General features: G+C 41.2%; 15 protein-coding genes and 1 riboswitch. Of the genes, 7 read left to right on the plus strand and 8 right to left on the minus strand.

Going from position 1 to position 17727, the window contains the following annotated elements; genetic code table 11:
* Nucleotides 1-324: 324 nt before the first annotated feature.
* A complete protein-coding gene (locus tag DC083_RS08780) occupies nt 325-822 on the minus strand; it encodes a hypothetical protein (protein ID WP_109189844.1) in 498 nt (165 codons plus the stop codon).
* Between the two features lie 388 nt (nt 823-1210).
* Nucleotides 1211-1326, plus strand: a riboswitch (SAM riboswitch).
* Between the two features lie 119 nt (nt 1327-1445).
* On the opposite strand from DC083_RS08780, the gene metF reads away from it, so the two are divergent.
* A complete protein-coding gene (gene metF, locus DC083_RS08785) occupies nt 1446-2327 on the plus strand; it encodes a methylenetetrahydrofolate reductase (RefSeq protein WP_109189845.1) in 882 nt (293 codons plus the stop codon).
* Between the two features lie 91 nt (nt 2328-2418).
* Here metF and DC083_RS08790 read toward each other — a convergent pair whose 3' ends face one another.
* Nucleotides 2419-3582, minus strand: coding sequence for an alpha-hydroxy acid oxidase (locus tag DC083_RS08790; protein WP_109189846.1), 1164 nt, complete (start codon nt 3580-3582; stop codon nt 2419-2421).
* 342 nt (nt 3583-3924) lie between these two features.
* Between DC083_RS08790 and DC083_RS08795 the strand changes: the two genes are divergently transcribed.
* From DC083_RS08795 to DC083_RS08805, 3 genes are all read left to right on the plus strand, one after another.
* Nucleotides 3925-4803 carry a MetQ/NlpA family ABC transporter substrate-binding protein gene (locus DC083_RS08795; RefSeq protein ID WP_109189847.1) on the plus strand — a complete coding sequence of 293 codons (879 nt, stop codon included), beginning with the start codon at nt 3925-3927 and terminating at the stop codon, nt 4801-4803.
* 401 nt (nt 4804-5204) lie between these two features.
* Nucleotides 5205-6272 carry an isopenicillin N synthase family dioxygenase gene (locus DC083_RS08800; RefSeq protein WP_109189848.1) on the plus strand — a complete coding sequence of 356 codons (1068 nt, stop codon included), beginning with the start codon at nt 5205-5207 and terminating at the stop codon, nt 6270-6272.
* A 132-nt stretch (nt 6273-6404) separates the two neighbouring features.
* On the plus strand, nt 6405-7316 hold the full coding sequence (locus DC083_RS08805; RefSeq protein ID WP_109189849.1) for a MetQ/NlpA family ABC transporter substrate-binding protein: 912 nt from the start codon (nt 6405-6407) through the stop codon (nt 7314-7316).
* Nucleotides 7317-7446: 130 nt separating this feature from the next.
* Here DC083_RS08805 and trhA read toward each other — a convergent pair whose 3' ends face one another.
* Entirely contained in the window at nt 7447-8073 is a 627-nt protein-coding gene (trhA, locus tag DC083_RS08810) for a PAQR family membrane homeostasis protein TrhA (RefSeq protein WP_109189850.1), read from the minus strand.
* 322 nt (nt 8074-8395) lie between these two features.
* Here trhA and DC083_RS08815 point away from each other — a divergent pair, with 322 nt between their 5' ends.
* Together DC083_RS08815 and DC083_RS08820 are read left to right on the plus strand one after the other, a co-directional pair.
* Entirely contained in the window at nt 8396-9088 is a 693-nt protein-coding gene (locus DC083_RS08815; RefSeq protein ID WP_109189851.1) for a DUF1190 domain-containing protein, read from the plus strand.
* Nucleotides 9089-9091: 3 nt separating this feature from the next.
* Complete coding sequence (locus DC083_RS08820) at nt 9092-10255, plus strand: glutathionylspermidine synthase family protein (protein WP_109189852.1); 1164 nt, start codon at nt 9092-9094, stop codon at nt 10253-10255.
* A 119-nt stretch (nt 10256-10374) separates the two neighbouring features.
* On the opposite strand, the gene DC083_RS08825 is transcribed toward DC083_RS08820, so the two are convergent.
* Complete coding sequence (locus tag DC083_RS08825) at nt 10375-10815, minus strand: RrF2 family transcriptional regulator (protein ID WP_109189853.1); 441 nt, start codon at nt 10813-10815, stop codon at nt 10375-10377.
* Between the two features lie 224 nt (nt 10816-11039).
* On the opposite strand from DC083_RS08825, the gene cysK reads away from it, so the two are divergent.
* Nucleotides 11040-11975: a cysteine synthase A gene (gene cysK / locus DC083_RS08830; RefSeq protein WP_026878898.1), complete on the plus strand. Its 936-nt coding sequence runs from the start codon at nt 11040-11042 to the stop codon at nt 11973-11975.
* A 229-nt stretch (nt 11976-12204) separates the two neighbouring features.
* Here cysK and DC083_RS08835 read toward each other — a convergent pair whose 3' ends face one another.
* From DC083_RS08835 to DC083_RS08850, 4 genes are all read right to left on the minus strand, one after another.
* Entirely contained in the window at nt 12205-13473 is a 1269-nt protein-coding gene (locus tag DC083_RS08835) for an NAD(P)/FAD-dependent oxidoreductase (RefSeq protein ID WP_109189854.1), read from the minus strand.
* 167 nt (nt 13474-13640) lie between these two features.
* Nucleotides 13641-14675 (minus strand): ATP-binding protein, encoded by a 1035-nt coding sequence (locus tag DC083_RS08840; protein WP_109189855.1) that lies wholly within the window; start codon nt 14673-14675, stop codon nt 13641-13643.
* Nucleotides 14672-15346 carry a response regulator gene (locus DC083_RS08845; protein WP_109189856.1) on the minus strand — a complete coding sequence of 225 codons (675 nt, stop codon included), beginning with the start codon at nt 15344-15346 and terminating at the stop codon, nt 14672-14674. The genes DC083_RS08840 and DC083_RS08845 overlap by 4 nt, the downstream gene beginning before the upstream one ends.
* 345 nt (nt 15347-15691) lie before the next feature.
* Complete coding sequence (locus DC083_RS08850) at nt 15692-17353, minus strand: phosphoethanolamine transferase (protein ID WP_109189857.1); 1662 nt, start codon at nt 17351-17353, stop codon at nt 15692-15694.
* Between the last annotated feature and the right edge of the window lie 374 nt (nt 17354-17727).

The raw sequence follows: 17727 nt of genomic DNA on the forward strand, positions 1-17727 counted from the left end.
CTAGATTTCCCTAAAACTATCTATTTGTTATTAGAGCGAATATGTTGATAAAAATCCGTTCTACTTCTTTCACTCAAGTGAAAACCACACTGTTTCTTATCATTATGCAAGCCGATAGGAATGTCTATCATTTTTTATCAAAAATAATGGGAATCCCAATCGGAAAAAACGCCACTAAGATTTCTCTCAGTAGCGTTTGTCATCTTTTCTCTATTGTATTGAGCAAACTATCAATCAATACTAAAACTATTACTACTAATCACCACTAAAGGCATTACGACTAAAGTCTTAGCTAGAGATTAATTGCATTACTTCTTATTTCCATTAAGGAATTTTGATATCAGGAATAGCCGGTTTGACTGTTTTATTATCGATAATCAAAGTGGGTTGTAACGACGGATTAGAAGGGTAACCCGAACCGCCCCACTTCATCACGACCTGCCCTTTGCCGGTACTATAAACGGATAGATCAGACCAACCATTCGAGGTTTGCTCTAATACATAGATCGGTGCGCTTGCAACCGTTGAGGAAGAGGCTAATTTATAATCCCCACTCGGTAAGCCCTCATACACTAACATTGTACAGCCCCCAGAACCACACCATTCAGCCCCTTCAAGCAGAACAATACTATCTTGAATACCATCATTATTGAGATCCGCATAAGCGACTTTATAATCTGTTTTATTATCTTTGGTATAGTTATGGATCGCTTTTTGTAATTGTGGTGTTGCTTCTACTTTCTCCGGCACTAATGCGGTAGTCGTTTGACAACCGGCCAAGAATAATCCTGCGAGTGCTACCACTAATAACTGTTTTTTCATAATGTTACTCCTTATTCATTGTGACAAATGTGAATGTTTAGCGTCTTGCCATTCAGATTGAATCGTCTGAAAAACTACTCTCCTGATAACTGTTTGCTTCTCAATCTTAGAGATTTCCGCTTCAAAATTGAGTTTGAACCATTACTTATTTACAACTAATACAATAACGAGCTTACTTATAATAATGAGGCTAATAGGCTCACTTTCAAGTTTTTAATCACTTTCTTCTAAAACAATGATCAATAATGATCCTGTCTTACTTTTACTATATCATTCAAAAACGGATAAAGGGTCAACAATCTTTACAACAAAAAATTTGCATTTGCCTGTCATCTTCCTCTATAGTGATTAAAGTCTGATATTAATAAAACAACACATTTAATATCATATCTTATCAAGAGCGGTGGAGGGAAAGGCCCTATGATGCCCGGCAACCTGATGAAAATTAAGGTGCTAATTCCTTCAGTGGTTGAGCTTTAACGAGTTCCCACTGAAAGATAAGTTGAGTTACTAAGCCAACACTTGATGAGAAAAGAGTGCTGGCTTTTTTTGTGCCAGTAACCCCATAAAAACAGATCGATACTTGATCAACAATAACAACGATAAAAGTAAAGAGGTTAGCAATGAGCGCACAATATGTAGAACTATTAAATCAAAATTTGGCAGAATTACCCAAGGATGTGAATGTCTCTTTTGAGTTTTTCCCCCCGAATAGCGAGCAAATGGTCAAGACTTTATGGAACTCCATCGAGCGCCTAAAAGTCCTTAAACCACAATTTGTATCAGTGACTTACGGTGCAAATGCTTCGACTCGTGATCGTACCCATAAAGTCATTCAAGATATTGTGACCCAAACAGATCTCACTGCAGTGCCACATCTCACCTGTATTGATACCTCGGAAGAAGAACTTAATGAAATTGCCGATAACTATTGGGATTTAGGGATTCGTCAAATTTTAGCGCTTCGTGGCGATCTGCCAAAAGGCGCGGATAATCCCGGTATTTACGCAGATCATCTCGTTTCACTGCTCAAAAAACGTCACGACTTTGATATCTCGGTCGCCGCGTACCCTGAAGTGCATCCTGATGCAAAAAATGCACAGGCAGATCTTCTACATCTAAAACGCAAAATCGATGCTGGTGCTAATCTTGCCATTAGTCAGTTTTTCTTTGATATTGATGCCTTTTTACGCTTCCGGGATCGTTGTGTCGCTGTCGGCATTGAAGCCGAGATCGTTCCGGGCATTTTACCGGTGTCGAACTATGAATCCTTAGTGAAATTCGCAGGCCCCTTAAATGTCAAAATCCCCTCGTGGCTTCATAAACGCTATGAGGGATTAGAGCAAGATCCCGAAACCCGTAACTTAGTCGGTGCAAGTATCGCTATCGATATGGTTCGAGTCCTACGCAATGAGGGCATTAAAGATTTCCACTTCTATACCCTAAACCGATCGGAGCTCACTTACGCCATTTGTCACACGCTTGGCTTAAGACCTCAAGACTAAAAACGGATTACAAGCTTGCCGGCGCGGATAGACTAGTTACAGAACCAAACACATCCCGCGCCTGCAGATAAGAAGTTTACAGCGTCTTGAGCTATTTAAAAGGATCGGGAATTGTAGAGGGTACTAAGATATGGCGACCGACATTATTCACATCTGTTTCGCCACAAAAGGCCATACTGACATCAAATTCATTGCGCATAAGTTCTAATGCTTTCATCACGCCCTCTTGCCCCATAGCGCCTAAGCCATAGAGATAAGCACGACCAATCATGCCGCCTTTTGCCCCTAAGGCCACTGCTTTAAGCAGATCTTGGCCTGAACGAATACCGCTATCGATAAAGACCTCTGTCGACGTGCCTTTCAGTGCTTCCACAATAGAGGGCAAGACCGCAATAGATGAGAGCGCGCCATCAAGCTGACGACCACCATGATTACTGACGACAATCGCATCAGCGCCGACGCTATTGGCTAATTTGGCATCTTCTGCATCTAAAATCCCTTTAAGGATAATCTTGCCACCCCATGCTTCTTTGATCCAGGCAATATCTTCCCAATTAAGCGACGGGTCAAATTGTTGAGATGTCCAGGAAGAGAGCGAACTTGGATCATCAATACCATCCACATAACCCACGATATTACCAAACTGCCGGCGTTTTGTTTTAAGCATGCTCCAGCACCAACGCTGTTTGGTGAGTAGATTAATCCAATTGCGCAAAGTGGGCTTTGGCGGCACTGAGAGGCCATTTTTAATATCTTTATGCCGCTGACCAATCATCTGTAGGTCAAGGGTAATCACTAATGCATCACAACCGGCCTCTTTAGCACGCTCAATGAGGCTACGCATAAATTTACGATCCCGCATCACATAGAGCTGAAACCAAAACGGCTTATTCACTTCTCGCTTAATATCTTCTAGGGAAGCAATACTCATAGTCGATAGAGTATAGCGAATGCCAAATTCCGCTGCCGCACGTGCCGCTAAAATCTCTCCATCAGGGTGCACCATTCCCACTAAACCTGTGGGTGCAATAGATAATGGCATCGACATCTCAATGCCGAGCATTTCTCGTTTGAGATTACGATTTTCCATATTGCGTGCCACTTTCTGCACTAACTTGATCTTTTGAAAATCCGATTCATTTGAGCGATAAGTCGATTCTGTCCAAGATCCCGAATCTACATAATCGTAGAACATCTTCGGTACACGGCGTTTGGCTAAAATTCGTAAATCTTCAATATTGGTAATGGTTGTCATAATCTACTAGCTCTAATGAATTGTAAATCGAAACAATTCTTTGAATGAATAGAGAATCTACTCAGTCGTAAAGAATTCACAGATTTTTACTATACTGCGGAATGAGAAGCATGACAATCATTCTATAGGGGAATAGAGGCGATTGTATCTCATGTCACATTTAAAGAAGATCCCCCAGCTAGTTACCGAAAATTGTATAAAGATAATCACTTTCTGCAAATCTTCTTCAAAACTTTTTAATTTATCTCTTTCAATTGTTTAACTATTCAAAGATGCTTGCTAGAATCCGCCTTAAGCGTATAATTTGAGCAATATTTCACAAAAATTATAAAGGATTATCCTATGTCGAATGCTCAAAGATCTCCTCGACTATTACGTTCAATTTTAGTCACGGCGACAGCCTTACTTTTCACAACGCAAGTTTATGCAGCAGATACTCGCACACATCAACAAAAAGCTGAAGATGAGGAGAAAACCTGGTTTAAAATCGGTACATCCCCCGGTAATTTGGCTGATATGACGCGCGATATTTTCATTCCGACTTTTGAAGCACAGGAAGATCCTACTTATCGCCTTGATCTTACAACCGTACTTGATGTAGGGATTGCCAATGTGAGTGTTGAGCAGAAAACGCTCGATTTCAATATTGTGCAGCATAAACCTAGTATGGAAAAATTTAATGAGGAGCAAGAGAGTATTCTCTATCCTTTAGCACAGGTTCCAACCGCACCTTATGGACTCTATCCCGGCAAGTTAAAGAGCTTAACAGATATTAAAGAAGGCGCGACCATTGCGATTCCCTCTGAGCCGATCGACTTTGCACGCGGTTTACGAATGTTAGAAAACTTAGGCTGGATTAAATTGCGCACAGATCTTGCCGATCCTTATTCTGCGGATGTCAGAGATATTATTGATAATCCATATGATCTCGTCATCAAGAAAATTCGTCCTCATCGCATTGCCAATAAACCCAATAGCTATGACTATCGAATCATTACCGGCACCTATGCTTATGATGCGAAAATTCCCCTTTCAGAGATGCTCTATCAAGAGCCTGGACGCGATTTTATCAATTGGATTGTCATCAACCAAGAGAATCGTGAACTACCTTGGGTAAAACTGATGCAGAAAATTGCTGATTCTGCGGAATTTAAAGCCTACAGTTATGAAAAATTCCCTGGGTTCCTCTATCCTTCAAGTTGGGAAAAGAATCCAAAATGATAAAATTCTCTTCAAAGAAGTGCCTTTCTTGAAGTCTAGAAAAATCATCATTCTCAAGAGCCAAGCCTAACCGCTTGGCTTTTTTATTGCCCGAAATCAGAATCTTCTACAATTATTTACACCGCTATTTACGATTAAAAGTTGACCTGACACATAAAAATAACATATACATATATGTATTGTTTTACATCGTGATAAATATTATATAGACGTATGTAACAATATTTTACTGATAGATTGCCGATTTGATCACAGCTTGCGGGCACAACAGCTAAAGCGTTTATTTTCTCTCCAAAAATAGAGAAAAACCCTCCCCCTTAGATGCTCAATCGGTTTATGGATTTTCAGATCCGTAAGAATTTATCTCAAATTTCAAATTCTATTCATCGAAGGAGCCCTATATGTCACAGATTTCCACTCAAGCAGCCACTACAATAACTGCAACTACAACAACGACCACGGATTTTACGCTACCTATTCTCGATTACTCTCTCTTTCAAGCAGGGGGTAAAGCGCGAGAGCAATTTATCGATGAGTTACGTTATACCGCGCATGAAATTGGATTTTTCTACCTCAAAAATCATGGTATCTCTCAAGACCTTATTAAAGAGGCGAAAGCGCTCGGAAAAGCATTCTTCCAATTGCCTATTGAAGAGAAACGCGCCATTCAGATGATCCATTCTCCTCATTTTAGAGGTTATACTTGTCTACATGACGAGATCACGCGCGAGCAACCCGATAGCCGAGAGCAGTTTGATTTTATGGCCGAATATGAGGCTATTCCTCTTGAAAAAATTCCAGCAAATCAACCCTGGTTACGCCTTCAAGGCCCGAATCAATGGCCGGCCACTCTTCCTCGTTTTAAGGCAGTATTTCAACAACTACAAGCAGCACAAACAGAACTTGCCAAATCCATGCTCTCTGCCTTTGCACTTGCTTTAGGCCAACCGGAAGATTTCTTTGCCGAAACTTATGCACATCAGCCTTCAGCTATGAGTAAAGTGATTCATTATCCCGGCGTTGGCGGCTTACAAGGTGTCGGTGCTCACAAGGATTCGGATTTTATTACCTTTGTACAACAAGATGAAACACCCGGTTTAGAGGTGCTCTACAACGATGAATGGATTGTAGCAGAACCCATTGAAGGCACGTTTGTGGTCAATATTGGCGAGCTGTTAGAAGTAGCCACACAAGGCTATCTCAAAGCGACACTACATCGTGTGGCACCAACCCCGGTGGGTCGATCACGCTTCTCCATTGCTTACTTCCTCACCTCCCAACTCGATACCACTGTTCCGCTAGTGACCTTGCCCGAAGCGCTGCAAGGAAAGGCTTTTGCTGTTACGCAAGACCCGAAAAACCCGCTCTTTACTGAAGTGGGTAAAAATTTTCTAAAAGGCCGTTTACGTTCGCATCCTGATGTTGCAAAACGTTTCTATCAAGATATTCGCATTGAAGATATTGCTTAAATTACCACTCTAAATCCCAAAAATCGTCTTATCGATTTCGTATCAAGGCGTTATCAAAAGCATTAAACATCATCACAATAATCAAAATGATCAAACTCGATACTTATAACAATAATCCCAAAGGAGCCTTTTATGTTAACCCTATTCAATTACCTGATCCGACCATTATTGCGCTTTTATAGCGCGCATGCACAATCTCTGAATAAACCCTTAGCTATCTCAACACTGCTAATATTGTCTGCATGTAGTGATCCCACAAATAGTGGCAGTAATCCTAATGTTCAATCTCAAAATCACCAAAACCCAAGTGGCAAAACCATTCATATCGCTACAACTGCCGGGGATTTTGCCGATTTTGTCCGGGATTATATTGGACCTGAATTAGCTAAAAATGGGTATCCTTTTACCCTTGCCGAGATCTCTGATGGCACTATTCAAAATGTAAGTTTAAATGACGGCACACTCGATATTAATATCTTTCAACATAAGCCCTATCTTGATGAATTTAATGAAAATTATAAAACTACTTTAACGCCGCTTGTACAAGTACCCACCGCGCCTTATGGACTCTATTCCGGCAAAATAGCATCTCTCGATCAGCTCAAAAAAGGGGCAAAAATCGGTATTCCCTCTAATATCACTAATCTTGCGCGAGGACTTTGGATTTTAGAGCAATTAGGCTGGATCCAATTACGTGCCGATCTTCCTAACCGCTTCCGAGCCATTACTAGTGATATCGCAAGTAATCCCTATCAACTTCAAATCGTCGAAATTGCCGGAGCACAAATGGTGCGTGCACGTCACGATCTAGATTTTGCCATTATTAATGGTAATTATGCGGTTGATGCCGGTATTCCGCTCACCGATGCCCTCTACATTGAATCGAGTAAACACTTTATCAATTGGGCTGTTGTCCGAGAAGATCAAGTTACTGCACCGTGGGCGACACTTTTTACCGAGATTGTGAATTCTGCAGGCTTTCAAAAATATATCGCCGAGAATTTTGCCGGTTATGATCTACCTTTAGCTTGGAATAAGCCCTAATTAATCGTTACAAGGAACAGAAGCGAGGCATTATGAAGTGTTTGAGTTCTCATCGACTCGTTATCGATTTGTTATTAACTCAATACTGATAAAGCCTCGTTTTTTTTACATTCTCATTCTAGCTTTATCACTAATGCACATAAAACAGAATACTAAAGTATTGACAGATACTGCCTCCCAAGACAAAAAGATGCCAAATTCCATGGGCATGTTTCACCTTTTCATCTAAAAGAAAAAAGATCACACCGAGCGTATAAATAATACCGCCGAGTGTTAGCCAAAAAATGCCAGCATTTGAGAGCTCGATGGAAAGCGGTTTTGCAGCAATAACAATGAGCCAGCCCATTACAAGATAGATGATCATCGATAAAATCTGTGTACGCCGACCAATCCAAACCTCTTGGATGATTCCAATGACACAGAGCCCCCAAGAGACACCAAAGAGCGACCAACCCCAAGGGCCGCGTAAGGTTACCAGGGTATAAGGGGTATAACTAGCCGCGATCAACAGATAGATGGCACAGTGATCTAATACCTGAAATACCGCCTTTGCTCGCCCTTGATTTAAGAGATGATAGATTGTCGATGTCAGATAGAGTAAGACTAAGGCCGAACCATAAATCGCCGCACTCACAATTTTCCAAGCATCATCATATAAGCTTGAGTAGACAATCAAAAAAGCCATTCCTCCGATCGCTAATAGTGTCCCGAAAAGATGGGTATAAGTATTAAAGCGCTCCCCTTTTTGTAGCATCATCGCCTCCTATGAGCTTGTTACAACTCAATATTATCATTCAATCAAATGATGGGTATTTCAGATAAGATTGCTAATACTGCCAATCCTCCAATATCACTTTTACCCATGACAATCTTATTGCTTGCAGCGGATGACTAAATTTACAAATTATTTTCCGCATGACTGCTTCATTATCCACTTAATTATCTATCGGTTTTTTGATTTAACCTATTTGTTTATTTCAATAAATTTCACTGAAATTCCGCATCATCACTAGTAAATCTTGTATAATCACGTGATACATTATATGGTAAATCAAACCTATTGATCATGGAGTTCTAGAATGCGTAAACGTACGACCACTATTAATCTTGATAAATTTCGTAAAAAGCCAAAATCATTACGCTTAAAGCCTTTAGCGGCTATCGTCGCTACGGCATTTATTGTGGCAGCCTGTAACAATAGCGATGCCAAAACCGAAGAAGTGTCAATGTATCGCAATGTTGAAGAGTGCGTACGCTACAATCCTGATGATAAAGCGCTATGTGAAACCACTTTTGCAAAAGCCCAACAGGAAGCTTTAGAAACTGCACCTCGTTTTACTTCAAGAGAGGATTGCGTTGCGGAATTTGGTGAAAATAACTGCCAAATTGCACCGGTCAATTCTGAAAATGCCACTGCACAACAATCTAGCGGTAGTATCTGGATGCCATTAATGGCGGGATTCCTCTTTGGTCGTATGATGAGCGGTTTTGGGGCACATAAACCGCTCTATGCACCACAAGCAGGCGCTGGCAAAGGCAATCTTTATGATGCAAGTGGTAAGAATTTCGGTAATGTTACGCCGGGCAGTAAAGTGAAGGTTAATCAAAATGACCTTAAACCAGGTAAACCTGGACAAACGCTTCGTCGCGGTGGTTTTGGGCAGATGGTGTCTAAACAGAATATGGCAGCTTCTTCAGCAAAATCGACCACGAATAGTAGATCTTCAAGTGCTTCTAGCAATAGTCGCCGTAGCTTCTCTTCAGGTGGTTAATCAATGAAACGCGTTGCAATTGAAGAGCGGCCTCATTGGCAAGCACAAGCCGAGGAGTATGGTTTTAATTTCCATACGATGTATGGGGAACGCTATTGGTGCGAAGATTATTACTATCAATTTGGTCTCAAAGAGATTGAGCTGATTGAAGATGCTACAGAAGAGTTACATCAAATGGCGCTGGCTGCGGTTGATCGTGTTGTGAAAAGTGAGCGACTATTGGAGCAATTTCAAATTCCTCCACAAAATTGGCGCTATATTCGTGAAACCTGGGAACAAGGCGCGCCGTCACTCTATGGTCGATTTGATTTTGCTTATGATGGTGCCGGTCATCTCAAAATGTTGGAATATAACGCCGATACTCCGACATCACTCTATGAGAGCGCTTTCTTTCAATGGCTCTGGCTAGAAGATCAGATCGAAGCGAAAAAGCTGCCGATGGTTGCGGATCAGTTTAATAGCATTCAAGAAAAACTGATCTCCCGCTTTGGCGATTTACGGGCTTACCATAATGTGACGAAGCTCTTCTTTAGCTGCTGCGAAGATTCAGAAGAGGATCGTGGTACGGTAGAATATCTCCAAGATTGTGCGATTGAAGCAGGCCTTGAGACAGAGTTTCTCTATATCGAAGAGATTGGCATTAATAGCGAACTTGAATATACCGATCTGCAAGATGAAGTGATTCAAGCGATCTTCAAACTCTATCCTTGGGAATTTATGCTTGGGGAAGATTTTGCGAATTATCTCGATATGAATCGCACTCTGTGGCTTGAGCCTGCGTGGAAAGCAATTTTGTCGAATAAAGCCTTGTTACCTCTTTTATGGGAGATGTTCCCGAATCACCATTATCTATTGCCGGCCTATTTTGCGAATGATCCTAAGGCTAAAACCTTAACGAACTATGTGAAAAAACCGCTCTTCTCACGAGAAGGGGCGAATGTAGAGATTGTGGAAAATGGTGAAATCCTTGAAAGTGCCGATGGCCCTTATGGCGTAGAAGGTTCTATTATCCAAGAATATGTGAAACTGCCAGTGTTCGATGGGAGCCACGTGGTACTCGGTAGCTGGATTGTCGGCGATAGCGCCTGTGGACTCTCCGTTCGCGAAGACCATTCTCGAATTACGCAAGATCTTTCACGCTTCTATCCCCACGTGATTTTGAGTTAAGCAATGTCAACGCAAACAATTTCACACAAAAACCCGGTATCTTCTACAGATATCGGGTTTTCTTCAATGACGAATAGCAATCTGCTAACAATCAGCTAACAATTGACTAACGATTGCGCTTACAGATAATACATATAATTCCCCTCTTCCCCTTGCGCTTGTAATGCGATGTCTGAGAGGGTAATGCCTTTCAGTAAGGTTTCTAATGTATTGTGCATCGGTTCATAAACAACCGCTGTCAGCGCACGCTCAATTTTCGGCGCAGTCGTCTCTACCGTTGCATCATTAGTGGCAAATAATGCCGGTTCCACGCTTGCGAGAATCTCATACAAGGTGGTTTCATTGGGCGCTTTTGTTAAATAGTAGCCCCCTTGCGATCCTTTAATAGAACCAACGACTTCGCCACGACGTAATTCGGAGAAGATCCGCTCGAGGTAGATCTTAGAGATTTCCAATGTTTCAGCAATCTCGAGTACAGTCACCGTTGGCTGGGCTTGATGCACGAGCGCCATCTTCACAAGTGAGGCTAAAGCATAACGAGATTTGGCAGATAATTTCATAAGATCTCCTAATAGATAAGATTTGAAGAAGTAAGATCTATTCTCAAAAAACGATAATCGGTAAAAAGATACTTACTGCTTGTGAATATCATTGACAATCAGCGAAATAACCTGATATTGTTAGATTAATACACACAAAACATATATTATAGGTATGACTAATATCCGTCAACTCATTTTTAAATGATCCGAAGATTATCGCATTTTAGAGAGGAATCCATATTATGGCTAAAATTTACGCAAGCTTAACTGAACTCATTGGTAATACGCCCTTACTGCAGCTTAATCGCTTCTCCCGAGAGCAAGGCCTTTCTACGCCATTATTAGGAAAGCTAGAATACCTCAATCCCGCAGGTAGTGTGAAAGATCGAATTGCCTTTGCGATGATTGATACCGCAGAAAAAGCTGGCATTCTCAAAAAAGGATCAGTGATTATCGAACCCACGAGCGGTAATACCGGCATTGGCTTAGCCTCCGTTGCAGCAGCGAAAGGTTACCGTATTATCCTGACAATGCCTGAAACAATGAGTATTGAGCGCCGAAATCTCCTGAAAGCCTACGGTGCGGAATTAGTCCTTACGGAAGGGGCTAAAGGGATGAAAGGGGCTATTGGTCGTGCGGATGAATTAGCAAAGGAAATTCCCAATGCTGTGATCCTTGGACAGTTTGTTAATCCGGCAAATCCCAAAGCACATCGTGAAACAACAGGTCCTGAAATTTGGAATGATACCGAAGGGAAAGTGGATATCGTCATCGCGGGTATCGGTACCGGCGGTACAATTACCGGGATCGGGGAATATCTCAAAGCTCAAAATCCTAAGATTCAAGTGATTGCCGTTGAACCTGAATCTTCTCCGGTGCTATCAAAAGGCACAGCAGGGCCCCATAAGATTCAAGGGATCGGTGCAGGCTTCATTCCTGAGACACTCGATACTAAAGTCTACGATGAAGTGATTACCATCTCTGATAGCGAGGCATTTGAATTGGCTAAAGAGGTGGCCGCAACAGAGGGATTACTCGTCGGGATCTCTTCAAGTGCTGCCATTAAAGCGGCCGTCGAAGTGGCGAAACGGGCAGAGAATAAAGGGAAAAATATCGTCGTCATTCTTCCTGATAGCGGTGAAAAATATCTTTCAACACCGCTCTTTGAAAAAGAATAATCATCCCCATATTAAAAGAGAACCGTTTATTCCTCCTTTTAAACGTTCACATTTTACCCAGTTGCATAATGTAACTGGGTCTTTTTTAGGAATTTAAAAAAGCATTAAATCATATTCAACACCGCTTGCAAGAGGCCGGCTAGAACCTGTCCCTTACTTCTTACAACCGATCTGCCGGCCTTTAAATGATGCTTCTTTTAAGCTAGTTTTATATACCTAAAGTATGGTACTAACGGGTTTTAGCCCAACGGCGGAACTGATCGGCGCACCAAGCACAAAGACCGCTCCAAATGCCTAAAATTCGCATCTGATGCCGGCGATAGAGTGTAATATGCGCCACTTTTGCCGATAACCCTCGAAATTCTAAACCTTTGAATACCGTATTTCGACCGAACATTCCGAAAGAAGCATATTGACCAATACTCACTAGCGAACCTCGATCAACATATTTAAAGTCTGGAATCATTGATTCATTACCGGCAATAATCTGCACAAAATATTTGCTCAAATAGAGCGCTTCTTGAGAAGCTGACTGCGCCGTCGGGGCTAAAGGTGCTTCTTTCACATAAGAACAATCCCCAATGGCAAAAATACGATTATCATTCAACACTCGAAAATAGGGATCAACCACTAACTGCGAGATTCTTGTTAATTCTACATCTTGCAGAGTTTTAAGCACATCCGGTGCTTTAATACCGGCAGTCCATACCACGCGATCTGCCGGAAGCGTTTCGCCATCTTTAAGCTCCACATGATCTTCAAAGACTTCTGATACGGAAGTAGAGAGCAATACTTTTACACCAATCTTTTCCATCGATTGGCGTACCGATTCACTAATGGTGGGTTTAAATGTGGGAAGCACCCGGTCATCTGCCTGAATAACGGTAATATCCATATATTGCATTAAATCTTCATTGCTATAGCTCGAACTGATTTTTAACTGATCAATCAACTCACCACTCAACTCAACACCCGTAGCGCCGGCACCGACAATAATGAGATGATATTTCTGCTTCAACAGCGCTGAACGCATTAATTGATCGGTAAAGACTCGACGAAATTCTAAAGCACTACGAAGATCATCCACTTTACTCGCATACTCTTTTACCCCTTTGATGCCAAAGTCATTACTCTGACTGCCCATAGCGACAATTAAGTAATCATAATGCACTGATCTAACAGGTAAAATCTCTTCATTGGTTTCATCATAATGAGCGGCTAACGTGATTTGTCTTGCCTCTCGATCGATATTTTCTACCGTTCCCGGCTGATAGAGAAAACCATGTCGCTTAGCTTGTGCTAAAAATAGAATGCTCTGTTCATCGGCCGATTGACTGCCTGCTGCAAAGGTGTGAAGCATCGGTTTCCAGATATGAAGCGCATTACGATCAATTAAAGTGAGATTAAATCGTTGATTTTTATCCTGCTTTGCCAAACGATAGATAAATTCTAAACCAGCAACGCCACCACCTAATACCACGACCTCTTTTTTATTCATGATGTCCTCTCTTCCCTATCATAAAACCTTTGATACTTATTATGAAAATTCATAGCGTTATCTATGAATACATCTATTTATAATAAAGCTTTATCATAAAGAAAGTTGAGATTTTTTGTGAAAAAAGTATAAGGTAAATATCGCTCCCTTAATGACTGCAATGCTCTTTAATCGTTCAGTAATACAACCACTCGCAGCCCCGGCTGGCCATCTAATCGCGCGTCAAACCGCAAGGAACCTTGATGGGCTTCGACAATTTTTTGCACGATATTCAGCCCTAGACCAAATCCTTGCCGAGATTCATCAGCCCGTTGAAACCGTTCTGTCATGGCAAGCCTTTGTACTTCGCTCATGCCCGGCCCTCGATCTTCAACAATAAGTTCTATCCCTGTCGCAGTCTTTTGCGCCAATACTTCAGTATTCTCACCTTGCCCTGCATAAAACTGCACATTATCTAATAGATTTTTCAGAAGTAGGTAGAGCAAACTTGCATCTCCTCGAACTTTAAGATCAGCCGGGATATTCCAAATAATAGGATGCGGAAAATTATCTCGATACTCATTTTGTAGTGGTTGAATCACCTCTTGATAGAACGATAATTCTGCCACTTGATCTGAGTGCAACTCATGACTTGCACGCGCAAATTGTAGTAACCGCTCAATCGTAATTAAAAGCTCATCGATTCGTGCAATCAGTAGTGGTTTCTCCGGTAGATCATCCATAAGCTCGAGCGTTAATCGCATCCCCGCTAGTGGCGTTCTTAATTCGTGAGCAACATCGGCGGTAAATTGTTTTTCATGATCAATACGCTGACTAATGTTCGACAATAAATGATTGATTTTTCCAGCAATCAGATTAACTTCCTTAGAACGGGACTCAATGATAATCGGTGTTAAATTGAGGGATCCACGCTCTGATAACTGCGCAACAAGATTCACAAAAGGCGTTAAAAATTGATTTGTCACATAGCGAATCATCAAAAGCGCACCCAATAGCACAACCCCGACAAAGATAGAGATCGCCACTAATATCTCTTGAATCTCATGTTGCATTTCTTGAATCTTTTCACTATCGGTTAAAATCGTATCTGTCAGAATATCCATCTGCTCACTCGTTTCATAACCGACAAGACCGATAATAATCACACCTGAAACTAATAAAATCAGAGAAAAGAGCAACATTAAACGGCGTTTTAAGCTCATGCCTTCGACTCCGAGACTAATTGATAACCATAACCCCGTACGGTCTCAATACGCGCTTTACCGAGTTTTTGTCGTAAGCGATGAATATAGACTTCTAGCGTATTGGATCCTAAGGAATCCTGCCATGAGTAGAGATCTTGCACCAAAAATTCTCTCGGAACCACTTGTCCATATTTTAAGAGCAAACGTGATAAAATGGCGTATTCTCGTAAGGTCAATTCTAAAAGCTCTCCTTGGTAATGGATCTCTTTTTGCATCAAATCGAGCGTAAAATCATCAATAACCACCTGATTATTCGCCACACCACAATGCCGGCGGATAATCGCCCGCAATCTTGCGTAGAGTTCTGCTAATTCAAAAGGTTTGAGCAGATAGTCATCCGCGCCGGCATCTAATCCTTTCACTCGATCATCGAGGGTATCCCGGGCGGTAATAATCAACACCGGTACCTGATTCTTTTGGCCACGCAATTTTTGCAGTAAAGTGATGCCATGGCCATCAGGTAAGCCTAAATCTAACAAAATCGCACTGTAAAAGGCCTCTTGAGAATCGAGATAACGCTCGGCTTCCTCTCTATTTTCCGCCACATCAACGGCATATCCCTCTTTGATCAGCGCTTTCTCTAACCCCTTTCGCAATAAGAGATCATCTTCTACGACTAATATCTTCATTCTATCCCCTATTTTTCTGCAATCCTATAGTTCTGTAATCCTATGGTTCTGCAAGCTTACTTGACAAAATTAATCTATTTAACATTATGATAATACTACCATCAAAGCCGATTCCCGGTGGGCCGGAATGCTTGCAAATCCAGCTCGATCCCGCGCCCGCAAGTGAGTGATCATCAATCTCTCAGCAACGAATTTGCCACAACTGCCGGCGCTCACTTGTTGTAAGAACGAGATTATTCCCTCCGGCGATGCAATAACACTTCTTACTAAGTTCAAACCAAAAGCGATTCCCAATGTGAAATGCTAGTATCTTGATTACGATCCCACAGGTGAGCAGCCTCTGTATTATGGAACCCGACTACAAGCCTTGAAAAGATCCAAGGATTCATCATACTCTTTTGTCTTAACGGAGAGTAATCCTAAGAGTGAATGGAAGAAATTATCCTGTGAAAAGGGATCTGCTTTAGCTATTGTTGAAAGACAATTCTGATCTAATTGCCGGTTTTGGTAAAAATCCTGATTCGCCCAGAAGATAAACGGCACATGTCTCTGCTCTTTCGGTGCAATGGCATAAGGTGCACCATGAAGATAGAAACGGTTTTCACCCAATGATTCGCCATGATCTGATAGATAGATCATCGATGTCTCATATTCCCCGTCAAAACTTTTAAGCAGTTCAATGGTTTCATTCAATACATAATCGGTATAACGAATTGTATTATCGTACACATTCTCAAGTGCGGTTAAATCACAATTTTCAATCTTATTCGTATCGCAACTCGGCGTGAAATGACGGAAATCATCGGGATAACGCTGATAATAAGTGGGGCCATGACTGCCATTCATGTGTAATACAATCACAAGATTCTCATCTTGGTTCTCTTGGGATTCGATGTAGGATTTAAGATTCTCAAGCAGATATTCATCATGATAAAAACCGGTGATCGATTTAGGCTGATTAACATACTCCTCCACAAATTCCGTAGGGACTCGATCACACACACCTTTACATCCATTATCATTCTCCCGCCATAATACTTTGTAACCTACGCGCTGTAAGATATCGAGGGCATTCTCTTGATTCTGAGCTCGGCTCTTATCAAAATTAGCACGCGTTAATCGAGAAAACATACAAGGCACAGAAATGGCGGTTGCCGTCCCACAAGAATAGAATTCCCGAAAACTAATTACATCTTGTTGTGCTAACAGTGGATTTGTCTCCTTCTGATATCCATTTAAAGAGAAATTCTTGCTTCTTGCCGTTTCCCCAACCACAATCACAAAGAGCGTTTTCTCTGATCCTACGGGCTTTTGTAAGGTCGCATCTTCACCCACTTTTTCAAAAGGCAATTGATCCTCATACTGTTTTTTAAGATAAGAGATAGCACTTGTGGCATAACTAATCGGCATAATCAGTTTCTGTACTTGTCGATGATTACGGAAAAAAGAGGCATAATCTTTATAGAAGATCAGCGCTATAGCCCCTGACAACAATAGGGCGCCGATTATTAATAATACTCGCTGTAAAAGGCTCTTCCACCAGCTGATCGGCCTAACCTTCATCAATAGATAGAGCGCAAACGGTACTAATACCCCCAATAAAATCCAAATCACTAACTGAAAACTTAAAAGATTCACCACTTCTCCGCTGTGGGTTTCGATAATGTTAATGAGCATATCGCGATCCATATAGATCTGATAACGATAAGAGTAGTAATTAAAAATGGTACATAAAAGCAGTAGTATCAACAAAATACCAGCGCCGATACGTTTCCACAATAAGCAGGAGACAATGATTAAATTGGCTGACCAAAGTACGAGGAATACCGAAAAAGCAAAGAGGTAACTGCCAAAGCCATCAAAGCTCATTAAATAATAAAACTCTCGCCAGAAAACGATATTCTCTACTGTCGCAAATAACAAGGATGTGATCAACAACACGCCCCAAAACGGTAAGGGTACCTGCCATTTGGCCAAATAAGTTTTGAGTAATAAAAAGGATTTCATCAGGAATTCTCACTTCTGTAACAAACCATTAAGAAGTAAGAATAGAGAGCGAACATTAATAAAACATTAAAATGAACACTATAGTGAAATCAGTTCAAAATAAGCTTATTTAAATGCCGGCACATTGGTTGTAAGAGACAAGGAAGCTGTTCTATCCGGCACCTTGCAAGTGTTGTTTAGTAAGATTTTATGTTCTTTTTAAAATCTCTTATAACGACTTATAACTACTTACAACAGCCTTTATAATTCTCTCAATAACTCTCTAGATAATGCCCTTAATAGTAATCCCCAAAGTGATCAATAATGTATCCTATTGTTTCTTAATTAAGAATGATTTACCTCTTCTATTCTCTTAAAAAAGACCGATATTCAGC

Source organism: Ignatzschineria ureiclastica (genome assembly GCF_003121845.1).
GTDB lineage: Bacteria > Pseudomonadota > Gammaproteobacteria > Cardiobacteriales > Wohlfahrtiimonadaceae > Ignatzschineria > Ignatzschineria ureiclastica.